The organism is Streptomyces inhibens (genome assembly GCF_003389455.1).
Taxonomy (GTDB): Bacteria; Actinomycetota; Actinomycetes; order Streptomycetales; family Streptomycetaceae; genus Streptomyces; species Streptomyces inhibens.
On record NZ_QUAC01000176.1, the window covers coordinates 1 to 19337 of the forward strand.

The window sequence follows — 19337 nt, forward strand, 5'->3', positions numbered from 1 at the left end:
GAGGCGCGGGCGCGGGCCGAGCGGCGGCGCGCCCGGCTGCGGCACGAGGCGGCGGTCGCCGGGGCGGTGGCCTCCGGTGCGCGGCAGCTGCTGGCGCATGTCGAGGTGTCGGTCGTACGGGCCGAGGAGGAGCGGGGCGCCGCGGAGCGGGCCAAGGCCGAGCGGGAGCAGGCGCTGGTGGCCGCGCGCAACCAGGGCCGCGAGCTGAAGTCCGAGCTGGACAAGCTGACGGACTCGGTGCACCGCGGCGAGGTGCTCGGCGCGGAGAAGCGGCTGCGGATCGAGCAGCTGGAGACCAAGGCGCTGGAGGAGCTGGGGGTGGAGCCGGCCGGGCTGATGTCCGAGTACGGCCCCGATCAGCTCGTACCGCCCTCGCCGCCCGCCGACGGCGAGGAGCTGCCCGACGATCCGGAGCATCCGCGCAACCAGCCGGTGCCCTATGTACGGGCCGAGCAGGAGAAGCGGCTCAAGGCCGCCGAGCGGGCGTATCAGCAGCTCGGGAAGGTGAACCCGCTGGCGCTGGAGGAGTTCGCCGCGCTGGAGGAGCGCCACCAGTTCCTCAGTGAGCAGCTTGAAGACTTGAAGAAGACCCGGGCCGATCTGATGCAGGTGGTCAAGGAGGTCGACGAGCGGGTGGAGCAGGTCTTCACCGAGGCGTACCACGACACCGCGCGGGAGTTCGAGGGCGTCTTCTCGCGGCTCTTCCCGGGGGGCGAGGGGCGGCTGGTGCTGACCGACCCGGACGACATGCTGGCGACCGGGGTGGATGTGGAGGCGCGCCCGCCGGGCAAGAAGGTCAAGCGGCTCTCGCTGCTGTCGGGCGGTGAGCGCTCGCTGACCGCGGTGGCGCTGCTGGTCTCGATTTTCAAGGCACGGCCCAGTCCGTTCTACGTGATGGACGAGGTCGAGGCGGCGCTGGACGACACCAATCTGCAGCGGCTGATCCGGATCATGGAGGAGCTGCAGGAGAGCTCCCAGCTGATCGTGATCACGCATCAGAAGCGCACGATGGAGGTCGCGGACGCGCTCTACGGGGTCTCGATGCAGGGTGACGGCGTCTCGAAGGTGATCAGCCAGCGGCTGCACTGAGCGTCGCCGGCGCGTGCGGTGACCGGGGGCGCCGCCCTCGATCGCGCTTGCATGATCGCGTGGAGTGCCCGACACACCATCAGTTCACAACTTGAACGAACGTCCCTCAGGGTGGCCGGGAAACAAATTCATTACGCCCTATTGACTTCGAAACTTGAAGGCATAGTCTCTGCAACGTTGCTTTTACCTTCAAGTGGTGGGTACCCCCAACCTATGCACCACTAGAAGGGCCAGCCCCCGACGCCCGGCAGCGCAGCCGGGCCACTGGAGTTCACGTTGACCAGCACCGCGCAGCCGACGGTTCCGGAAGGCCGCAAGGCCCATCCCGACCACCTCGGCCATGTCATCTTCATCACCGCGGCTGCCGCAATGGGCGGCTTTCTCTTCGGCTATGACAGCTCCGTGATCAACGGTGCCGTCGAGGCGATCCGTAGCCGCTACGACGTCGGATCAGCCCTCCTTGCCCAGGTGATCGCCGTCGCGCTGATCGGCTGCGCCATCGGCGCCGCCACCGCCGGCCGGATCGCGGACCGCATAGGCCGTATCCGTGTGATGCAGATCGCCTCGGTGCTGTTCACCATCAGCGCCGTCGGCTCCGCACTGCCGTTCGCCCTGTGGGACCTCGCCTTCTGGCGGGTCATCGGCGGCTTCGCGATCGGTATGGCCTCGGTCATCGGCCCGGCCTACATCGCCGAGGTCTCGCCGTCCGCCTACCGTGGCCGGCTCGGCTCGTTCCAGCAGGCCGCGATCGTCGTCGGCATCGCCGTCTCCCAGCTCGTCAACTGGGGCATCCTCAACCTCGCGGACGGCAAGCAGCGGGGCACGATCGCCGGCCTGGAGGCCTGGCAGTGGATGCTCGGCGTGATGGTCATCCCGGCCGTCCTCTACGGTCTGCTCTCCTTCGCGATTCCCGAGTCGCCGCGCTACCTCATCTCCATCGGCAAGATCACCCGTGCCAAGGAGGTGCTCACCGAGGTCGAGGGCCACACCGTCAACCTCGACACCCGGATCACCGAGATCCAGGAGGGGATGCGCCGCGAGCACAAGCCGAGGTTCAAGGACCTGCTCGGCAGCAGGATGGGCTTCCTGCCGATCGTCTGGGTCGGTATCGGACTGTCGGTCTTCCAGCAGCTGGTCGGCATCAACGTCGCGTTCTACTACTCGTCGGCGCTGTGGCAGTCCGTCGGTATCGACCCGAGCAGCTCGTTCTTCTACAGCTTCACGACCTCGATCATCAACATCATCGGTACCGTGATCGCGATGATCTTCGTCGACCGGATCGGCCGCCGTCCGCTGGCGCTGATCGGCTCGGCCGGTATGGCCGTCGCCCTCGCGCTGGAGGCCTGGGCCTTCTCCGCCAAGACCGCGGCCGGCACCCTGCCGGCCACCGAAGGCACCGTGGCCCTGATCGCCGCCCATGTCTTCGTGCTCTTCTTCGCCCTCTCCTGGGGCGTCGTGGTCTGGGTCTTCCTCGGTGAGATGTTCCCGAACAAGATCCGCGCCGCCGCGCTGGGCGTCGCCGCCTGTGCGCAGTGGATCGCCAACTGGGCCATCACGGCGAGCTTCCCGAGCCTGTCCGACTGGAACCTCTCGGGTACGTACGTCATCTACACATTCTTCGCCCTGCTCTCGATCCCCTTCGTGCTGAAGTTCGTGAAGGAGACGAAGGGCAAGGCGTTGGAGGAGATGGGCTAACCCCCCCGCCAGTCCTTCTCCTCGCTACTGGGTACTGCCCCGGGTCATAAGGGACCCCGGGCAGTACCCCTTTTTGTGCCTGCGTCCGTGCCTGTGGTCCCGCCGTTTGTGCCCGCGGTGTCGTGGCTCTTCCGGGACCGCCCGCTCGTCGTGCGGAACGCCCGCCGGTACGCCGCCGGTGTGGTGTGCAGCGCCTGCTGGAAGCGCCGGCGGAAGTTGGTCGCCGAGGACAGACCGACGCGCAGCGCGATCGCCTCGACGGTCAGATCGGTCTCCTCCAGCAGGGTCCGGGCCGCGGTGATCCGGCGGTCCAGCAGCCACCGGCCGGGGCTGGTGCCGAGCTGGTCGGCGAACCGGCGGGCGAGGGTGCGCGCGGAGATCCCCAGCCGGCCGGCCATGTCCTCGACGGAGACCGGTTCGGGCAGCCGGCCGGTCACCCACTCCAGCAGCGGGGCCAGCGAGTGGTCCATGGCGGGCGCGCGGTCGATCCGGTCCGCCGGGAGCGGGGCCGCGTACTGGGTCTGACCCCCTTCGCGATGCGGCGGCATGACCATGTGCCGGGCGATCCGCGCGGCATGGGCCGCGCCATGGTCGCTGCGTACGAGATGCAGACACAGATCGACACCGGCCGCCGCCCCGGCGCTGGTCGCGAGGTCGCCGTGGTCGATGTACAGCACCGCGGGGTCCACCTCGACGCGGGGGTAACGCTCCGCCAGGGAGGCGGCCAGATACCAGTGGGTGGTCGCCCGGCGGCCGTCGAGCAGCCCGGTCTGTGCCAGGGCGAAGGCGCCGGAACAGATGCTCACCAGCCGGGCGCCCCGGGCATGGGCCCGTCGCAGCGCCTGACGGACGGCGGGCGCGAGCGGCTCATCGGCCGGCGTCCAGCCCGGGATGACGACGGTGTCCGCGCTTTCCAGTGCGGACAGGCCCGCGGTCACCAGCATGTCGTAGCCCGCCGTCGTCCGTACGGGCCCGGGGTGCGGCGTACACACCCGGAAGTCGTAGCGGACCGGCAGGCCAGGGCGCCGGGTGCCGAAGACCTCGGCGACGCAGCCGAGTTCGAAGGTCGACTGGGGCGGGCGCACCAGTGCCACCACGCGGTGCGGGGGGTCCTGCGGCGGTGCCTGCCGCGGCGGTCCGGCCATGGCAGAAAAGTACCTCAGGACGTCATTTCTGACGCTGGGGGAGTGTGCCGCGCTCGGCCAGGGTGGAGACATGAGCGAGACGGACACGACCAGAAGCGCGGGCACGGACATGACCACGGACGCAAGCACGAGCACGGACACGGCAAGGGACGGACGGGCCGCCGGGGGCGTGGGCGGCACCCCGGGCTACGTAGGGATCGCGGTGGCCGACGCCCCGGTCAGGGAGCTGTTCCCCGGCATCCGGAGCCGGCCGCTGTGGACCGGCGACAACGGAGCCAAGGCCCAGGTCCTGGAGATGGCCCCGGGCAGCTGCTGGGAAGGCATCGATGTGCACGAACCGGGGCCCGAGGAGGTCTTCGTGGTCTCGGGCACCTTCAACGACGGGGAGCGTGACCATCCGGCGGGGTCCTTCATCCATGCGCCGGCCGGCTCCTGGCACGTACCCCAGTCGGCGGCGGGCTGCAGCCTGTTCGTCTTCTATCCCGAAGGCTGAGCCCCGCCCGCCGGGCGTCAGTCCTTGAAGCGGGGCAGCACCCGCTCGGCGAACAGATGCAGCGAGCGCCAGCCCTCGTCGACCGGCATCCCGCCGCACAGCGGATGCAGGATCAACGAGCCCTGGGCGCCCGCCTCCTGGGCGATCCGGAGGCACTCGTCGGGGGTGACGATGCGGTAGACGCCCTCGGCGCGCAGTGCCTCGACGTCCTGTGCCGCCGAACGCACCGCGGAGCGGATGCCGGCGGACTGCCAGGAGGCGTACGTCCGGGCCTCGTACAGCAGATGGCCGCCGTACTCGGCCCAGGTGCGGTCCGGGTCCTCGGAGACATGGAGCAAGGAGGTCCGCTCGGGCGGCTGCACCACCCAGCCCTCGGTGCCGAAGGCGGCGCGCCGTTCGTGGTAGTAGGCCTCCAGTTCGGGGAGGTGGGCGCTGGGGAAGAGGGGGAGCCCCAGGCGGGCGGCGCGCCGGGCCGCGGCCCGGGAGCTGCCGCCGATCAGCAGCAGCGGGTGCGGTCGGGTGTACGGGCGCGGGGTGACCTGGACCGTACGGCCCCGGTAGGTGAACGGTTCGCCGGTCCAGGCGGACAGCAGGGTCTCCAGCACCTCGTCCTGGAGCGTGCCGCGGCCCGGCCAGTCCTTGCCGTGTGCCGCGTACTCCTCGGGCCGGTAGCCGATGCCCGCGACGGTCACCAGCCGGCCGCCGCTGAGGAGATCGAGCGAGGCGATGTCCTCGGCCAGCCGCAGCGGGTCGTGCAGCGGGGTGATCAGCGCGGAGACGGTGACGCCGATGCGGCGGGTGGCGCCGAAGACGGCGCCCGCGAAGGTGAGCGGGGAGGGGATCCAGCCGTTGGTGGTGGCGTGGTGCTCCTCGGTCTGGACCATGGTCAGGCCGCGGTCGTCGGCGAACGCCGCCATCTCGACGGCGGCCCGGTAGCGCGCGGACAGCGTGGCGGGTGTGGGCGCGGGGTCGACGAGGTTGAAGCGCACGACCGTGACCGGCAGGGCAGGCAGGGCAGACATGGCAAACGTCCCCTTCGCCAAGGTGGTTGGCGAAGGGGACGTTAGCTGACGTTGCGTCAGGTCGCTAGAGGGGGACCCGGGCCCCCGGACCGGTGCCGGCTCAGCCCACCTCGACGGGCTGCCGGTCCTCGGCCGCCTGCTCGGCCCCGGCCGCCGGGACGGACTCCCTGGGCGTCGGCAGTACGGCGAAGACCACCGCGGCGATCGCGATCGTGGCTGCCCAGCCCAGGCCGTTCTCGCCGATCCAGGTGGTGGCCAGCGGACCGGTGAACCACTGGACCTTGGTGAAGCACAGGCCCGCGGCGAGCGCGACGCCCCAGGCGGTCATGGCCTGCCAGCAGAAGCCGCCGACGTACCAGTAGCGGCTGGTGCGGCCGGTGTTCATCAGGCCGTCGGCGTCGTAGCGCACCGCCAGCTTGCGCCGTCGCGCCATGTCGATGCCGTAGACGCCGATCCAGGCGGAGAAGGAGACCGCGAGCAGCGTCAGGAAGGCGATGAACTGGCCGATGAAGTCCTTGGCCACCAGCATCATGAACAGACCGCCGACCAGGCTGATGACGGCATTGATGCTGACCGCCAGGGCGCGCGGGAGCTTGACGCCCATGGTCTGGGCGGTGAAGCCCGCGGAGTACATCGACAGGCTGTTGATCAGCACCATGCCGACCAGCGCCGTGATCAGGTACGGCACCGCGAGCCAGCCCGGCAGGCTGTTGCCGAGGAACGACATCGGGTCGGTGTTCTGGCCGGCCAGCTTCGGGTCGGAGACGGCCATCACGCCGCCCATCAGCACCATCGGGAGCAGCACCAGGGCCGCACCGGAGACGGTCGTACCGACGATCTTCTTGCCGGACGCGGAGTGCGGGAGGTAGCGCGCGAAGTCGGGGCCGGTGGGCACCCAGCTGATGCCGCCGGCCGCGATGGTGCCGATACCCGCGATGACCATCGCGGTGGTGCCGGCCTTCTTGGCGAAGATCGCGTGCCAGTCCATCGTGGCGACCAGGTAGATCAGCACCATGATGCTGAACAGCCCGAACAGATACGTCGAGTACTTGTTGCAGATGTTCAGCGCCTTGCGGCCCAGACCGCTCACCAGATACGTGACGGCCACGAACGCGAGCAGGGTGACCACGATCAGGGCGTTGTTGCTCTCGATGCCGAACAGCAGATGCAGCACGGTCAGCACCGCATACGCGCCGGTGACCGCGTTGATCGTCTCCCAGCCGAAGCGGGCGACCCACAGGATCGCGCCGGGGAAGTAGTTGCCGCGGACGCCGAAGGCGGCCCGGGAGAGCATCGCGCCGGGCGCGCCGCCCCACTTGCCGGAGACCGACAGCACACCCACCATGCCGAAGGCGACGGCCGCGGCGATCGCGGCCACCAGCAGGACCTGCCAGAAGTTCAGTCCGTTGTTGACCACGAGCGAGGCGCCCATGGTGAGCAACAGCACGCTGATGTTGGCGGCGACCCAGGTCGGGAAGAGCTCGCGGACGCGGCCCTGCCGTTCGTTGTCGGGAACGGGTTCGATGCCGCGGGTCTCGACGGCGCCTTCGGTTTCGGGCGTGGAAGGGGACGTGGTGCCCATGGTGCAGGTATCTCCGAGCGGGGATCTGGAGGCACCCCCGGGGGAGGAGGTGCAGGCAGCGGCTGTGGTGCCTGGCCTGAATTTTGCTGCCAGGACTCTACGCGCGTTGCGCGGCCGTCCACCATCGTACTTTGATCCAACTTCTGCCTTTACGCACCGTTGGACCCCTCGACGAGGACGAGTGTCACCCACACTCGTCGAAGGGTCCAGTCGTACCTCTCTGATCAGGCAGGGGAGGGTGCGGGCCGGCGCTGGCTGACGCGGTGGTCGGCCTGCCGCAGCAGCTCGCGCGGGTCATCGAGCGGCGGGGAGATCCATGTCTCGTTGATGGCCCGCTTGAGCTCCTTGGCGAAGCCCTCCGGCCCCTCGCGCAGCGTCCGGTCCCAGCCGCTCGTGGCCACCGCGCCGGCCGCGCCGAGATCGAGACAGGTCGAGTACGGATCGGATGCGAAGTCCACCGGCGGCAGGCCGAGCAGATCGGCGGCCGCGTTGTGGCCGGCCACCTTGCCGAGCGGGGTGGCGTGCTGGCAGCTCTGCAGAACGGTGCGGCCGCCCTCGGCCGCGGCCGCCGCGGTGTCCCCGGCCGCGTAGACGCCCGCGACGCCGCGCACCCGCAGCCCGGCGTCCACGGCGAGCCGCCCCATTGCGTCCCGGGGCGCGGGGATCTGCGCGGTCAGCGCGCTCGCCCGCATCCCCGCGGTCCACACGGCCGTACGGGCGGGCAGGGCGCTGCCGTCGGAGAGGCGCACCGCGCGCTCGTCCAGGCCGGTGACCGTGGTGCCGGGGCGGCGCTCGATGCCCAGCTCGTCCAGCGCCCTGGTGATCACCGGGCGGGCCGCCGCGCCCAGCCCCGCGCCGATCACCTCCGCGCGCTCGACCAGCACCACCCGCACCTCGTCCGCGGCGCCGTACGGGGCCGCCGTCGCGCGCAGCCGCCCGACCAGCTCGGTGGCGATCTCCAGTCCGGTGAACCCGGCGCCGACCACCACCGCGGTCCAGCGGCCGGGCCCGTCCGGCGCCTCGGGCAGCGCCCGCAGATGCTCCTCCAGCCGCACCGCGGCCGGCAGGGTGTCGATGTCGTGCAGCAGCGCGGCGCCGGGCAGCTCGGGGCGCACCACCGCGCTCCCGGTGGCGAGCACCAGGCGCCGGTACGCCACCTCGGTGCGGCTGCCATCGGCCGCGGTGGCGGTCACCCGGCGCCGGGCGGTGTCCACGGCGGTCGCGGTGGCGGCGACCCGCCGTACGCCGACGGGGCCCAGCACTCGGTCGAGCGGCACCCGCAGCCGGGCCGGGTCGGCCTGGTAGAGGCGTGGCCGCAGGACCAGATCCGGGTGTGGGGTGAGCAGCGCCACAGAGTGAGCGGCGGGCCCGGTCTCGTGCGCGCGCAGCAGCCGGGTCGCCGCGGCGGCGCTCCACAGTCCGGCGAAACCGCCGCCCAAAACCAGGACATCAAACATCCGGATTCCCCTCGTAATGCTCCACGGGCCGGTCCCGGGGAGTGAATCCGGATGCTACACATCCAGATTGATTCTGGATACGGTCAATCCAGAATCGGCGCGTGCAGTCCCCACGGGTGGGGCGTGGCTGATACTGGAGGGGTTATGGAAATCGTCATCCTTGCTGTACTCATCGCCGTGGTCGTGCTCGGCGCGATCAGCGGGCTCGTCGTCAGCGGCCGCAAGAAGAAGCAGCTGCCGCCGTCCCCGCCGGCTGCCCCCAAGCCCTCCGTCACCGCGCCCCCTGCCGAACCGCATGTCGGCGAGGAGGCCGAGACCCCCCGCGACGAAGAGCGTCGCACCATCGAAGAAGTCACGCTGCCCACCGCCGAGGCCCCCGAGGCCGAGGCACCGGCAGCCGAGCCCGAGGCGCCGGTCGCGCCCGCGATCGAGGTCCCCGAGCCCACCGCCGGACGGCTCGTCCGGCTGCGCGCCCGGCTCTCCCGCTCGCAGAACACCCTCGGCAAGGGTCTGCTGACCCTGCTCTCCCGCGAACGCCTCGACGAGGAGACCTGGGAGGAGATCGAGGACACCCTGCTGACCGCCGACGTCGGCGTCGCCCCCACCCAGGAGCTGGTCGACCGGCTGCGCGAGCGGGTCCGCGTCCTCGGCACCCGCACCCCCGAGGATCTGCGCGCACTGCTGCGCGAGGAGCTCCTCGCGCTGATCGGCACGGAAGCCGACCGCACCGTGCACACCGCCAACGGCATCGGCAACGGCGGCGACGAGATCCCCGGCGTCGTCCTGGTCGTCGGCGTCAACGGCACCGGCAAGACCACCACCACCGGCAAGCTCGCCCGTGTCCTGGTCGCCGACGGCAAGTCCGTGGTCCTCGGCGCCGCCGACACCTTCCGCGCCGCGGCCGCCGACCAGCTCCAGACCTGGGGCGAGCGGGTCGGCGCCCGTACGGTCCGCGGGCCCGAGGGCGGCGACCCGGCCTCGATCGCCTTCGACGCGGTGAAGGAAGGTATCGCCGAGTCCGCCGATGTCGTCCTGATCGACACCGCCGGCCGGCTGCACACCAAGACCGGTCTGATGGACGAGCTCGGCAAGGTCAAGCGGGTCGTCGAGAAACACGGCCCGGTCGGCGAGGTGCTCCTCGTCCTGGACGCCACCACCGGCCAGAACGGCCTGGTGCAGGCGCGGGTGTTCGCCGAGGTCGTGGACATCACCGGCGTGGTGCTCACCAAGCTCGACGGCACCGCCAAGGGCGGCATCATCGTCGCCGTCCAGCGCGAGCTCGGCGTACCGGTCAAGCTGGTCGGCCTGGGCGAGGGCGCGGACGACCTGGCGCCGTTCGAGCCGGAGGCGTTCGTCGACGCGCTGATCGGCGACTGACCGCGTGCCCCCCTGCGCCGGAACCGGCGCCGGAGCACGATCACGGAAGGGCCCCTCCGCTCCCCTGCGGCGGGGCCCTTCTCGTATCCGGCGACCAGCAACCGGGCAACCTCTACAGAGAGTGGTTCCCTCCGCCGGAGCGGCGGCGGTTCAGCCGTAGCGAGGTGTACGCCAGGGTGCCCAGCAGCAGCCGGGCCTGCGGCGGGCGGTCGGCGGTGTCCAGCGTCGGGGGGCGCAGCCAGCGCATCGGGCCGTGGCCGCCGAAGTCGGAGGGGGGCGCGGTGATGTGGTCGCCGGCGCCCAGGGGGCGCAGGTCGAGTGCGGCGTCGTCCCAGCCCATCCGGTAGAGCAGATCGGGGAGTCCGGCGGCGGCGCCCGGGGCGACGAAGAACAGCGCGCGGCCCGTCGGGGTCACCGCGACCGGGCCGAGCGGCAGACCCATCCGCTCCAGCCGCGCCAGGGCGTTGCGGCCCGCCGCCTCCGGCACGTCGAGGATGTCGAACGACCGGCCCACCGGGAGCAGGAGGGCGGCGCCCGGGGTCTCCGCCCAGGCCGCGGCGGCCTTCTCCAGTGTGGCGCCGGCCGCCAGCTCTTCGCCTAACGCCAGGGGGTGCGCGCCGGGGGAGGGGCAGTCGGCGGCGCCGCACGAGCAGTCCGTACGGCTGCCGGTGCGCACCGCCCGGGCGCCGGGGGCGACATCCCAGCCCCACAGCCCCGTGTACTCCGCCACCGCCGTGATCTCGGTCGAGCGGGCGCGACGCCGGGAGCTGGAACGCATCTCCCGGATGCCGCCGATCGTGAAGCCCATGCCCCCTCCAACGGGTGGTGCGTGTCAGTGGTTACGAGTCGGCGGGTTGACGACGGGTCTTCTTCACGCTCCGTCCACGACCCGCGGTGCCGGTGGTGCGACGTGGTGTGCCGGGTGGTGCGGTGGGCCGTGCGAGCCCTCGCGCGCTTCGCTCCGCCCGTTCCTGCTCGACCTGTGTCAAGTCAATCGCGAGAGCCGGCCGGGGANCGTTCCTGCTCGACCTGTGTCAAGTCAATCGCGAGAGCCGGCCGGGGAGTTCATTCGAAGGGGTGGCGAATGGTGGCGTTTCCCCGATCGCCCTCGCGAGGGGCGTGATCGTAGGATTACTTTCAGTGCACGAACCCCGGAGAGGCACCCTTCGCACGGGTATGCCGATGGCAACGCACCGGTTGACCACAGGCCAAAAGGTGTGGGCGGAATCCGTGATCGGGTAGATGTACCCCGGACAGGCGTCGCAACGTGCTGCAACCTGTGGGTGGTTCGCACCAAGCACGAGGCACCAGGCACCAAGGCAGCTATCGGGATGGGAGCTTCCAGTGGGCGGCAATGGCGGCACGGGCGGCACCGACGCTGTCAAACAACCCAACGCACAACTGGGTTCGTGGTTCATGCGCAGCGGCTGGTCCAAGGGCGAGCTGGCGCGACAGGTCAACCGCCAGGCGCGCCAGATGGGCGCCCATCACATCAGCACCGACACCTCCCGCGTACGCCGCTGGCTCGACGGCGAGCAGCCGCGCGAGCCCATTCCCCGGATCCTGTCCGAGCTGTTCTCCGAACGCTTCGGCTGCGTCGTCGGCATCGAGGAACTGGGGCTGCGCTCCGCCCACCAGTCCCCGTCCGTCTCCGGCGTCGACCTGCCCTGGGCCGGGGCCCAAACCGTCGGCCTCATCAGCGAGTTCTCCCGCAGCGACCTGATGCTGGCCCGCCGCGGATTCCTCGGCACCTCCCTCGCACTCGCCGCCGGACCCAGCCTCATCGAACCGATGCAGCGCTGGCTGGTGCCGGTACCCGCGGCCCCCGCCGGCCCCGAGGAGCCCGACCGCACCAAGCGGCACGCACGGCTGTCCAAGCCGGAGCTGGACCTCCTGGAGGCGACGACCGCGATGTTCCGCCAGTGGGACGCGCAGTGCGGCGGCGGACTCCGGCGCAAGGCGGTGGTCGGCCAGCTCCACGAGGTCACCGACCTCCTCCAGGAGCCACAGCCCGCGCCGGTCGCCAAGCGGCTCTTCAAGGTCGCCGCCGAGCTCGCCGAGCTCGCCGGCTGGATGAGCTACGACATCGGACTGCAGCCCACCGCGCAGAAGTACTTCGTGCTGGCGCTGCACGCCTCCAAGGAGGCCGGCGACCGCCCCCTGGGCTCGTACATCCTCTCCAGCATGAGCCGGCAGATGATCCACCTCAGCCGGCCGGACGACGCGCTGGAGCTGATCCACCTCGCCCAGTACGGCAGCCGGGACACGTCCACCCCGCGCACCCAGGCCATGTTGTATGCGATGGAGGCCCGCGCCTACGCCGGGATGGGCCAGCCCAGCAAGGTCAAGCGGGCCGTCCGGATGGCCGAGGACACCTTCTCCGACGTCACGCCCGGCGAGCCCGAACCAGACTGGATCCGCTTCTTCTCCGAGGCCGAGCTGAACGCCGAGAACGCCCACTCCTACCGCGACCTGGCCTATGTCGCCGGCCGCAGCCCCACCTACGCCTCGCTCGCCGAGCCCGTCATGGAGCGCGCCGTGGAGCTGTTCCGCAAGGACCCCGAGCATCAGCGTTCGTATGCGCTCAACCTGATCGGGATGGCCACCGTACGACTGCTCCAGAAGGAGCCGGAGGCCTGCGCGGAGATGGCGCAGCAGGCCATCCCGTTCGCCCGGCAGGTCCGCTCGGAGCGGGTCAACACCCGGCTGCGCAAGACCGTGGACACCGCCGCCCGGGAATTCGGCGGTGTCGCCGAGGTCATCCGGCTCAGCGACGAGCTCGCCCGGCAGCTGCCGGAATCCGCGCAGGCCGTCTGACGGCCCCAAGAACACCGGCCACGGCCGCCGCCCCGTACAGCCCGACTCGGCTCCCCCCTGCCAGGTCATGCGGACGGCGGCCGTGGCCGGGCCCCCCTTTGCGCCTAAACCGGCGCCGCTTTCGCGGAGGTGGTTGGTCGCCGTGGGGGTTGCTCAATTGATGGTTGCGGTGGGGGGACGGTGGGCGGGCGGTGGGGGTTTTCGTGGGCTGAACGGGTGGGGTGTCCGCTGATCTCGGAGTTCACCAGGGCGTAACACTCATGGTGTCTTCGTCACTGCGGTGAAACACCGGCAAGGTTTGGCCGAAACCACGCTGCGACAACCTCATCGCGAGTCGGCCCACCAGAAACACGCCCGCACGGGCCGCATCGACGACGAGGAGACGCCGATGCCCCCAGGCATCCTGACGCTTGCAGCAGACAAAGTGACACTGAGCCCGGCGAACACCGGGTTCATGCTGATCTGCTCCGCACTGGTGATGGTCATGACCCCCGGGCTCGCCTTCTTCTACGGCGGCATGGTCCGGGTCAAGAGCGTGCTCAACATGCTGATGATGAGCTTCATCAGCCTCGGCATCGTCACGATCCTGTGGGTCCTGTACGGATTCGGGCTCGCGTTCGGCACCGACAGAGGCGGTTTCATCGGCTGGAACGGCACCTTCGCCGGCCTCAGCGGTATCGGCCTGACCGAGCTGTGGGGCGCCACCACCATCCCGATCTATGTCTTCGCGGTCTTCCAGCTGATGTTCGCGATCATCACGCCCGCGCTGATCAGCGGTGCGCTCGCGGACCGGGTGAAGTTCACCGCCTGGGCGCTGTTCATCGCCCTGTGGGTCACCGTCGTCTACTTCCCCGTCGCCCACTGGGTGTGGGCCGACGGAGGCTGGCTCTTCAAGCTGGGCGTCATCGACTTCGCGGGCGGCACGGCCGTGCACATCAACGCCGGTGCCGCGGCCCTCGGCGTGATCCTGGTCGTCGGCAAGCGCATCGGCTTCAAGAAGGACCCGATGCGGCCGCACAGCCTGCCCCTGGTGATGCTCGGCGCCGGACTGCTGTGGTTCGGCTGGTTCGGCTTCAACGCCGGCTCCTGGCTCGGCAACGACGACGGCATCGGCGCGGTCGCCTTCGTCAACACCCAGGTCGCCACCGCCGCCGCGATGCTCGGCTGGCTGGCCTACGAAAAGCTCCGGCACGGCTCGTTCACCACGCTCGGCGCGGCCTCCGGCGCGGTCGCCGGACTCGTCGCGATCACCCCGGCCTGCGGCGCGGTCAGCCCGCTGGGCGCCATCGCGGTCGGTGTGATCGCCGGTGTGCTCTGCGCGATGGCCGTCAACCTGAAGTACAAGCTCGGCTACGACGACTCCCTCGATGTGATCGGAGTCCACCTCGTCGGCGGTGTCGCCGGGTCGCTGCTGATCGGCCTGTTCGCCACCGGCGGTGTGCAGAGCAAGGCCAAGGGCCTGTTCTACGGGGGCGGCTGGGAACAGCTCGGCAAGCAGGCCGTCGGTGTGGTCTGTGTGCTGCTGTACTCCCTGGTCGTCAGCTACGTCCTTGCCAAGGTCATCGACGTGGTGATGGGCTTCCGGGTCAGCGAGGACGAGGAGATCTCCGGCATCGACCAGGCCGCGCACGCGGAGACCGCCTACGACTTCACCGGCGCGGGCGGCGGCACCGCGGCCCGCAAGGGACCGGCACTCGGCGAGGCCCTGACAAAGAAGGTGGACGCGTGAAGCTCATCACGGCAGTAATCAAGCCGCACCGGCTGGACGAGGTGAAGGACGCCCTGCAGACCTTCGGTGTGCACGGACTGACCATCACCGAAGCCAGCGGCTACGGCAGGCAGCGCGGGCACACGGAGGTGTACCGCGGCGCCGAGTACACCGTCGACCTGGTGCCGAAGATCCGCATCGAGGTGCTGGTCGAGGACGCGGACGCCGAGGAACTGATGGACGTCGTCGTCAAGGCGGCCCGCACCGGCAAGATCGGCGACGGGAAGGTGTGGAGCATCCCCGTCGACGACGCGGTACGGGTGCGGACCGGCGAGCGAGGGCCGGACGCGCTGTAGCCGGCCGGCGGTTCCGGCTCCGGTCCCCGTCGGGGCCGGCGCCGGAGCGGCCGCCCGAGCGGCGGATAGCCGCACGGCCCGCGGCGGCACAGACTGATCGTGCGGACCGCGGCGCGGGGGACGGCCCGCAGGGGGACGGGTCGTACGAGGACGACGGTGACGGCGGGGGACAACACGACCAAGGAGCGCGCGAGTTGACCGAGAGCGTCGAGGAAACGGCAGGACCGGCCGGAGCACCGGGACCGGCGAGCGCGTCCGGGCCCGCCCTCGAAGGCGGCTACCCCGCGGCCCGGCTGCGGCTCCTCCAGGACGAGGAGCCCTCCGGACCCGACCGCCGCGCGGCCCTCGCCCGGCTGACCGACGACTGGCTGGCCGGCCTGCTGAAGCGGCACGCGAGCGCCGCCGGCCTGTCCGGCACCGCCCTGGTCGCCGTCGGCGGCTACGGCCGCGGAGAGCTCTCCCCGCGCAGCGACCTCGACCTCCTGCTGCTGCACGACGGCCGCGCCGACGCCGGCGCCCTCGCCGCGCTCGCCGACCACCTCTGGTACCCCGTCTGGGACCTCGGCCTGGACCTCGACCACTCCGTACGCACCCCGCCCCAGGCCCGCAAGGCGGCCCGCGAGGACCTCAAGGTGCAGCTCGGCCTGCTCGACGCCCGCCACCTGGCCGGTGACCCCGAACTGACCGCCACGCTGCGCACCACCGTGTACGCCGACTGGCGCGAGACCGCCCCCAAACGGCTGCCCGAACTCCACGACATGTGCCAGGAGCGCGCCGAGCGGCAGGGCGAACTGCAATACCTCCTCGAACCCGACCTCAAGGAGGCCAGGGGCGGACTGCGGGACGCCACCGCGCTCCGGGCGGTCGCCGCCTCCTGGCTCGCCGACGCTCCGCGCGGCGGCCTGGAAGCCGCCCGCACCCGACTGCTCGACACCCGCGACGCGCTCCACCTGACCACCGGCCGCGCCACCGACCGGCTCTCCCTCCAGGAGCAGGACCAGGTCGCCGAGGCCCTCGGCATGCTGGACGCGGACGCACTGCTGCGGCAGACCTACGAATCCGCCCGCACCATCTCCTACGCGGCCGATGTCACCTGGCGCGAGGTCGGCCGGGTACTGCGCGCCCGCTCCGTCAAACCCATGCTGCGCGGACTGCTGAACGGCCGTACGGCAGGCAGGGGGGAGCGCTCACCGCTCGCCGAGGGCGTCGTCGAACTCGACGGCGAGGCGGTACTGGCCCGCACCGCACGCCCCGAGCGGGACCCGGCCTTGGTGCTGCGCGCCGCGGCCGCCGCCGCCCAGGCCGGACTGCCGCTGGCCACCCACGCGATCCGCCGCTGCGCCACCGCCTACGCCACCCGCCCGCTGCCCGTGCCGTGGCCCGCCGAGGCCCGCGAGCAGCTGGTGACGCTCCTGGGCGCGGGCGCGCACACCGTGCCCGTATGGGAGGCGCTGGAGGCCGAAGGCATCATCACGCGGCTGCTGCCCGACTGGGAGCGCGTCCGCTGCCGCCCGCAGCGCAACCCCGTCCACACCTGGACCGTCGACCGCCACCTCGTCGAGACCGCCGTCCGGGCCTCCGCGCTGACCCGCCGGGTGCACCGCCCCGACCTGCTGCTGGTCGCCGCCCTGCTGCACGACATCGGCAAGGGCTGGCCCGGCGACCACTCGACGGCCGGTGAGACCATCGCCCGCGACGTGGCGGGCAAACTCGGCTTCGACGCCCGCGACACCACGGTGATCGCCACCCTCGTACGCCACCACCTGCTGCTCATCGAAACCGCCACCCGGCGCGATCTGGACGACCCCGCGACCGTCGGGGCGGTCGCCGACGCGGTCGGCGGCACCGGCACCCTGGAGCTGCTGCACGCCCTGACCGAGGCCGACGCGCTGGCCACCGGGCCCGCAGCCTGGAGCACCTGGCGCGGCGGGCTCGTCGCCGACCTGGTCAAACGGGTCGCCGCGCGGCTCGCCGGCGAGCCCGAGGAGGACGTACGCGGCGCGGACGAGCCGACCGCGGAGCAGGAGCGGCTGGCGATCGAGGCCGGGCGCACCGGCGGCCCGGTCCTGGCCCTGCGCGCCCGCACCGAACCCGCCACCGAGGACGCCGGCGAAGCGCCCGCCCAGGAACCGGTCGGTGTCGAGCTGCTCATCGCCGTCCCCGACCAGCCGGGCGTGCTGCCCGCAGCGGCCGGTGTGCTGGCCCTGCACCGGCTCACCGTCCGCGCCGCCGACCTGCTGCTCCTCGATCCGATCGGCGACGGTCCGGTCCTGCTGCTGAGCTGGCGGGTGGCCGCCGAATACGGCTCGCTGCCGGACGCCGACCGGCTCCGCGTCGACCTGGTCCGCGCCCTGGACGGCTCCCTCGACATCCCGGCCCGGCTCGCCGAGCGGGAACGCGCCTACGCCCGCCGCTCCCGCGTCGTACTGGCCCCGCCACCGCGTGTCACCGTCGCCGGCGGCAGCTCCCGCACCGCCACCGTCATCGAGGTCCGCGCCCAGGACGCACACGGCCTGCTGCACCGCATCGGCCGCGCCCTGGAGACCGCCGGCGTCGCCGTCCGCAGCGCGCACATCAGCACGCTGGGCGCGAACGCGGTGGATGCGTTCTATGTCACGGGGACGGACGGCGCGCCCCTGGCGGACGGGGCGGCCCAGGGGGTTGCGGCGGCCGTGCAGGCCGCGCTTCAGTAGACGCCCGGGAACAGGCCAGGAACGGTTCGCTTGCGTGGCCGGATACCCTAGAAGCCGACTGGACCCCGCCCCCGACCCCGAGGATCGACGACCGCCGTGTTCGATACGCTTTCCGACCGCTTGGCGAGTACTTTCAAAAACCTCCGGGGCAAGGGCCGCCTGAGCGAGGCGGACATCGACGCCACGGCGCGCGAGATCCGCATCGCGCTGCTCGAAGCGGATGTCGCCCTGCCCGTCGTCCGCGCCTTCATCAAGCAGGTCAAGGAGCGCGCGAGCGGCAGCGAGGTCTCGCAGGCGCTGAACCCCGCCCAGCAGGTCATCAAGATCGTCAACGAGGAGCTCGTCGGCATCCTCGGCGGCGAGACCCGCCGTCTGCGGTTCGCCAAGACTCCACCGACCGTGATCATGCTGGCCGGTCTCCAGGGTGCCGGTAAGACCACCCTCGCCGGAAAGCTCGGCCGCTGGCTCAAGGCGCAGGGCCACGCCCCGCTGCTGGTCGCCTGTGACCTCCAGCGCCCCAACGCCGTCAACCAGCTCGCCGTCGTCGCCGAACGCGCCGGCGTGGCGATCTACGCGCCGGAGCCGGGCAACGGCACCGGCGACCCGGTCCAGGTCGCCAAGGGCTCCATCGAGTACGCCCGCGGCAAGCAGCACGACGTCGTCATCGTCGACACCGCCGGCCGCCTGGGCATCGACCAGGAGCTGATGCAGCAGGCCGCGGACATCCGCGACGCGGTCAGCCCCGACGAGATCCTCTTCATCGTCGACGCGATGATCGGTCAGGACGCGGTCAACACGGCCGAGGCGTTCCGCGACGGCGTCGGCTTCGACGGTGTGGTGCTCTCCAAGCTCGACGGTGACGCCCGCGGTGGTGCCGCGCTCTCCATCGCGCATGTCACCGGCAAGCAGATCATGTTCGCCTCCAACGGCGAGAAGCTGGACGACTTCGACGCGTTCCACCCGGACCGCATGGCGTCCCGCATCCTGGGCATGGGCGACATGCTGTCGCTCATCGAGAAGGCCGAGCAGACCTTCAGCCAGGCCGAGGCCGAGAAGATGGCGGCCAAGCTGGCGAAGGGCCCCAAGGAGTTCACGCTCGACGACTTCCTGGCCCAGATGGAGCAGGTCCGCAAGATGGGCTCCATCTCCAAGCTGCTCGGCATGCTGCCCGGCATGGGGCAGATGAAGGAGCAGATCAACAACCTCGACGAGCGCGAGGTGGACCGCACCGCCGCCATCATCAAGTCGATGACCCCGGCCGAGCGCCAGGAGCCGACGATCATCAACGGCTCGCGCCGTGCCCGTATCGCCAAGGGCTCCGGCGTCGATGTCTCCATGGTCAAGAACCTCGTCGAGCGGTTCTTCGAGGCCCGCAAGATGATGTCGAAGATGGCTCAGGGCGGCGGGATGCCGGGCATGCCCGGGATGCCGGGCATGGGTGGCGGCGCCGCCCGGAAGAAGAAGCAGGTCAAGCAGGCCAAGGGCAAGCGCAAGAGCGGCAACCCGATGAAGCGCAAGGCCGAGGAAGAGGCCGCGGCGGCCCGCCGCGAGGCCGCCCAGGCCGGCAACCCGCTGGGCCTGCCGCAGGGCAACGAGGCCCCGCAGAACTTCGAACTCCCCGAGGAATTCAAGAAGTTCATGGGCTGAGCCACCGAGCTCCGGTTCGTGAGCCCCTGGCCACCACGGTGTGGCCGGGGGCTCCTGCTGTCTACGCCCGCCTACCCCCGAGTGGGGTCTCCTGCCGTCCACACCCGCCCACGCCCCCCGAGTGGGGTCTCCTGCCGTCTGGACCCGCCCACGCCCCCCGAGTGGGGTCTCCTGCCGTCTGGACCCGCCCACGCCCCCCGAGTGGGGTCTCCTGCCCGTCTGCACCCGCCCACCCCCCCGAATGGGGTCTCCTGCC

At 71.3% G+C, this 19337-nt stretch carries 14 protein-coding genes; 9 read left to right on the top strand and 5 right to left on the bottom strand.

All coding sequences use genetic code 11. The features are described from left to right. Both DY245_RS22125 and DY245_RS22130 read left to right on the top strand, forming a co-directional pair. Positions 1 to 1089: AAA family ATPase (locus DY245_RS22125; RefSeq protein ID WP_147318361.1), on the top strand; the 1089-nt coding region annotated here is incomplete at its 5' end. 276 nt (positions 1090 to 1365) lie between these two features. Further along, positions 1366 to 2784: a sugar porter family MFS transporter gene (locus tag DY245_RS22130; protein WP_128508989.1), complete on the top strand. Its 1419-nt coding sequence runs from the start codon at positions 1366 to 1368 to the stop codon at positions 2782 to 2784. 44 nt (positions 2785 to 2828) lie between these two features. Here the strand turns inward: DY245_RS22130 and DY245_RS22135 are convergent, their stop codons facing one another. Next, a complete protein-coding gene (locus DY245_RS22135) occupies positions 2829 to 3929 on the bottom strand; it encodes a GlxA family transcriptional regulator (RefSeq protein WP_128508990.1) in 1101 nt (366 codons plus the stop codon). Positions 3930 to 4098: 169 nt separating this feature from the next. Here DY245_RS22135 and DY245_RS22140 point away from each other — a divergent pair, with 169 nt between their 5' ends. Next, positions 4099 to 4422 (top strand): cupin domain-containing protein, encoded by a 324-nt coding sequence (locus DY245_RS22140; RefSeq protein WP_244943192.1) that lies wholly within the window; start codon positions 4099 to 4101, stop codon positions 4420 to 4422. A 17-nt stretch (positions 4423 to 4439) separates the two neighbouring features. On the opposite strand, the gene DY245_RS22145 is transcribed toward DY245_RS22140, so the two are convergent. From DY245_RS22145 to DY245_RS22155, 3 genes are all read right to left on the bottom strand, one after another. Continuing rightward, positions 4440 to 5444: an LLM class flavin-dependent oxidoreductase gene (locus tag DY245_RS22145; protein ID WP_128508991.1), complete on the bottom strand. Its 1005-nt coding sequence runs from the start codon at positions 5442 to 5444 to the stop codon at positions 4440 to 4442. Positions 5445 to 5544: 100 nt separating this feature from the next. Then, positions 5545 to 7026, bottom strand: a complete 1482-nt coding sequence (locus DY245_RS22150) for a purine-cytosine permease family protein (RefSeq protein ID WP_128508992.1) — start codon at positions 7024 to 7026, stop codon at positions 5545 to 5547. A gap of 224 nt (positions 7027 to 7250) precedes the next feature. After that, positions 7251 to 8483 carry an NAD(P)/FAD-dependent oxidoreductase gene (locus DY245_RS22155; protein ID WP_128508993.1) on the bottom strand — a complete coding sequence of 411 codons (1233 nt, stop codon included), beginning with the start codon at positions 8481 to 8483 and terminating at the stop codon, positions 7251 to 7253. 144 nt (positions 8484 to 8627) lie between these two features. Here DY245_RS22155 and ftsY point away from each other — a divergent pair, with 144 nt between their 5' ends. Continuing rightward, positions 8628 to 9860, top strand: a complete 1233-nt coding sequence (gene ftsY / locus DY245_RS22160) for a signal recognition particle-docking protein FtsY (RefSeq protein ID WP_128508994.1) — start codon at positions 8628 to 8630, stop codon at positions 9858 to 9860. Between the two features lie 112 nt (positions 9861 to 9972). Here the strand turns inward: ftsY and DY245_RS22165 are convergent, their stop codons facing one another. Further along, the gene (locus DY245_RS22165; RefSeq protein ID WP_128508995.1) at positions 9973 to 10668 is read right to left on the bottom strand and encodes a bifunctional DNA primase/polymerase; all 696 of its coding nucleotides are present in this window, start codon (positions 10666 to 10668) and stop codon (positions 9973 to 9975) included. A gap of 536 nt (positions 10669 to 11204) precedes the next feature. Here DY245_RS22165 and nsdA point away from each other — a divergent pair. The 5 genes from nsdA (at position 11205) to ffh (ending at position 19081) form a co-directional block, all read left to right on the top strand. After that, entirely contained in the window at positions 11205 to 12677 is a 1473-nt protein-coding gene (gene nsdA, locus DY245_RS22170; protein WP_128508996.1) for a transcriptional repressor NsdA, read from the top strand. A 388-nt stretch (positions 12678 to 13065) separates the two neighbouring features. Continuing rightward, on the top strand, positions 13066 to 14406 hold the full coding sequence (locus DY245_RS22175; protein ID WP_128508997.1) for an ammonium transporter: 1341 nt from the start codon (positions 13066 to 13068) through the stop codon (positions 14404 to 14406). Further along, positions 14403 to 14741 carry a P-II family nitrogen regulator gene (locus DY245_RS22180; protein ID WP_128508998.1) on the top strand — a complete coding sequence of 113 codons (339 nt, stop codon included), beginning with the start codon at positions 14403 to 14405 and terminating at the stop codon, positions 14739 to 14741. Before DY245_RS22175 ends, DY245_RS22180 begins: the two co-directional genes overlap by 4 nt. Before the next feature lie 194 nt (positions 14742 to 14935). Next, positions 14936 to 17434: a [protein-PII] uridylyltransferase gene (locus tag DY245_RS22185; RefSeq protein ID WP_128508999.1), complete on the top strand. Its 2499-nt coding sequence runs from the start codon at positions 14936 to 14938 to the stop codon at positions 17432 to 17434. A gap of 96 nt (positions 17435 to 17530) precedes the next feature. After that, positions 17531 to 19081, top strand: coding sequence for a signal recognition particle protein (ffh, locus tag DY245_RS22190; protein WP_128509000.1), 1551 nt, complete (start codon positions 17531 to 17533; stop codon positions 19079 to 19081). Positions 19082 to 19337 lie beyond the last annotated feature (256 nt).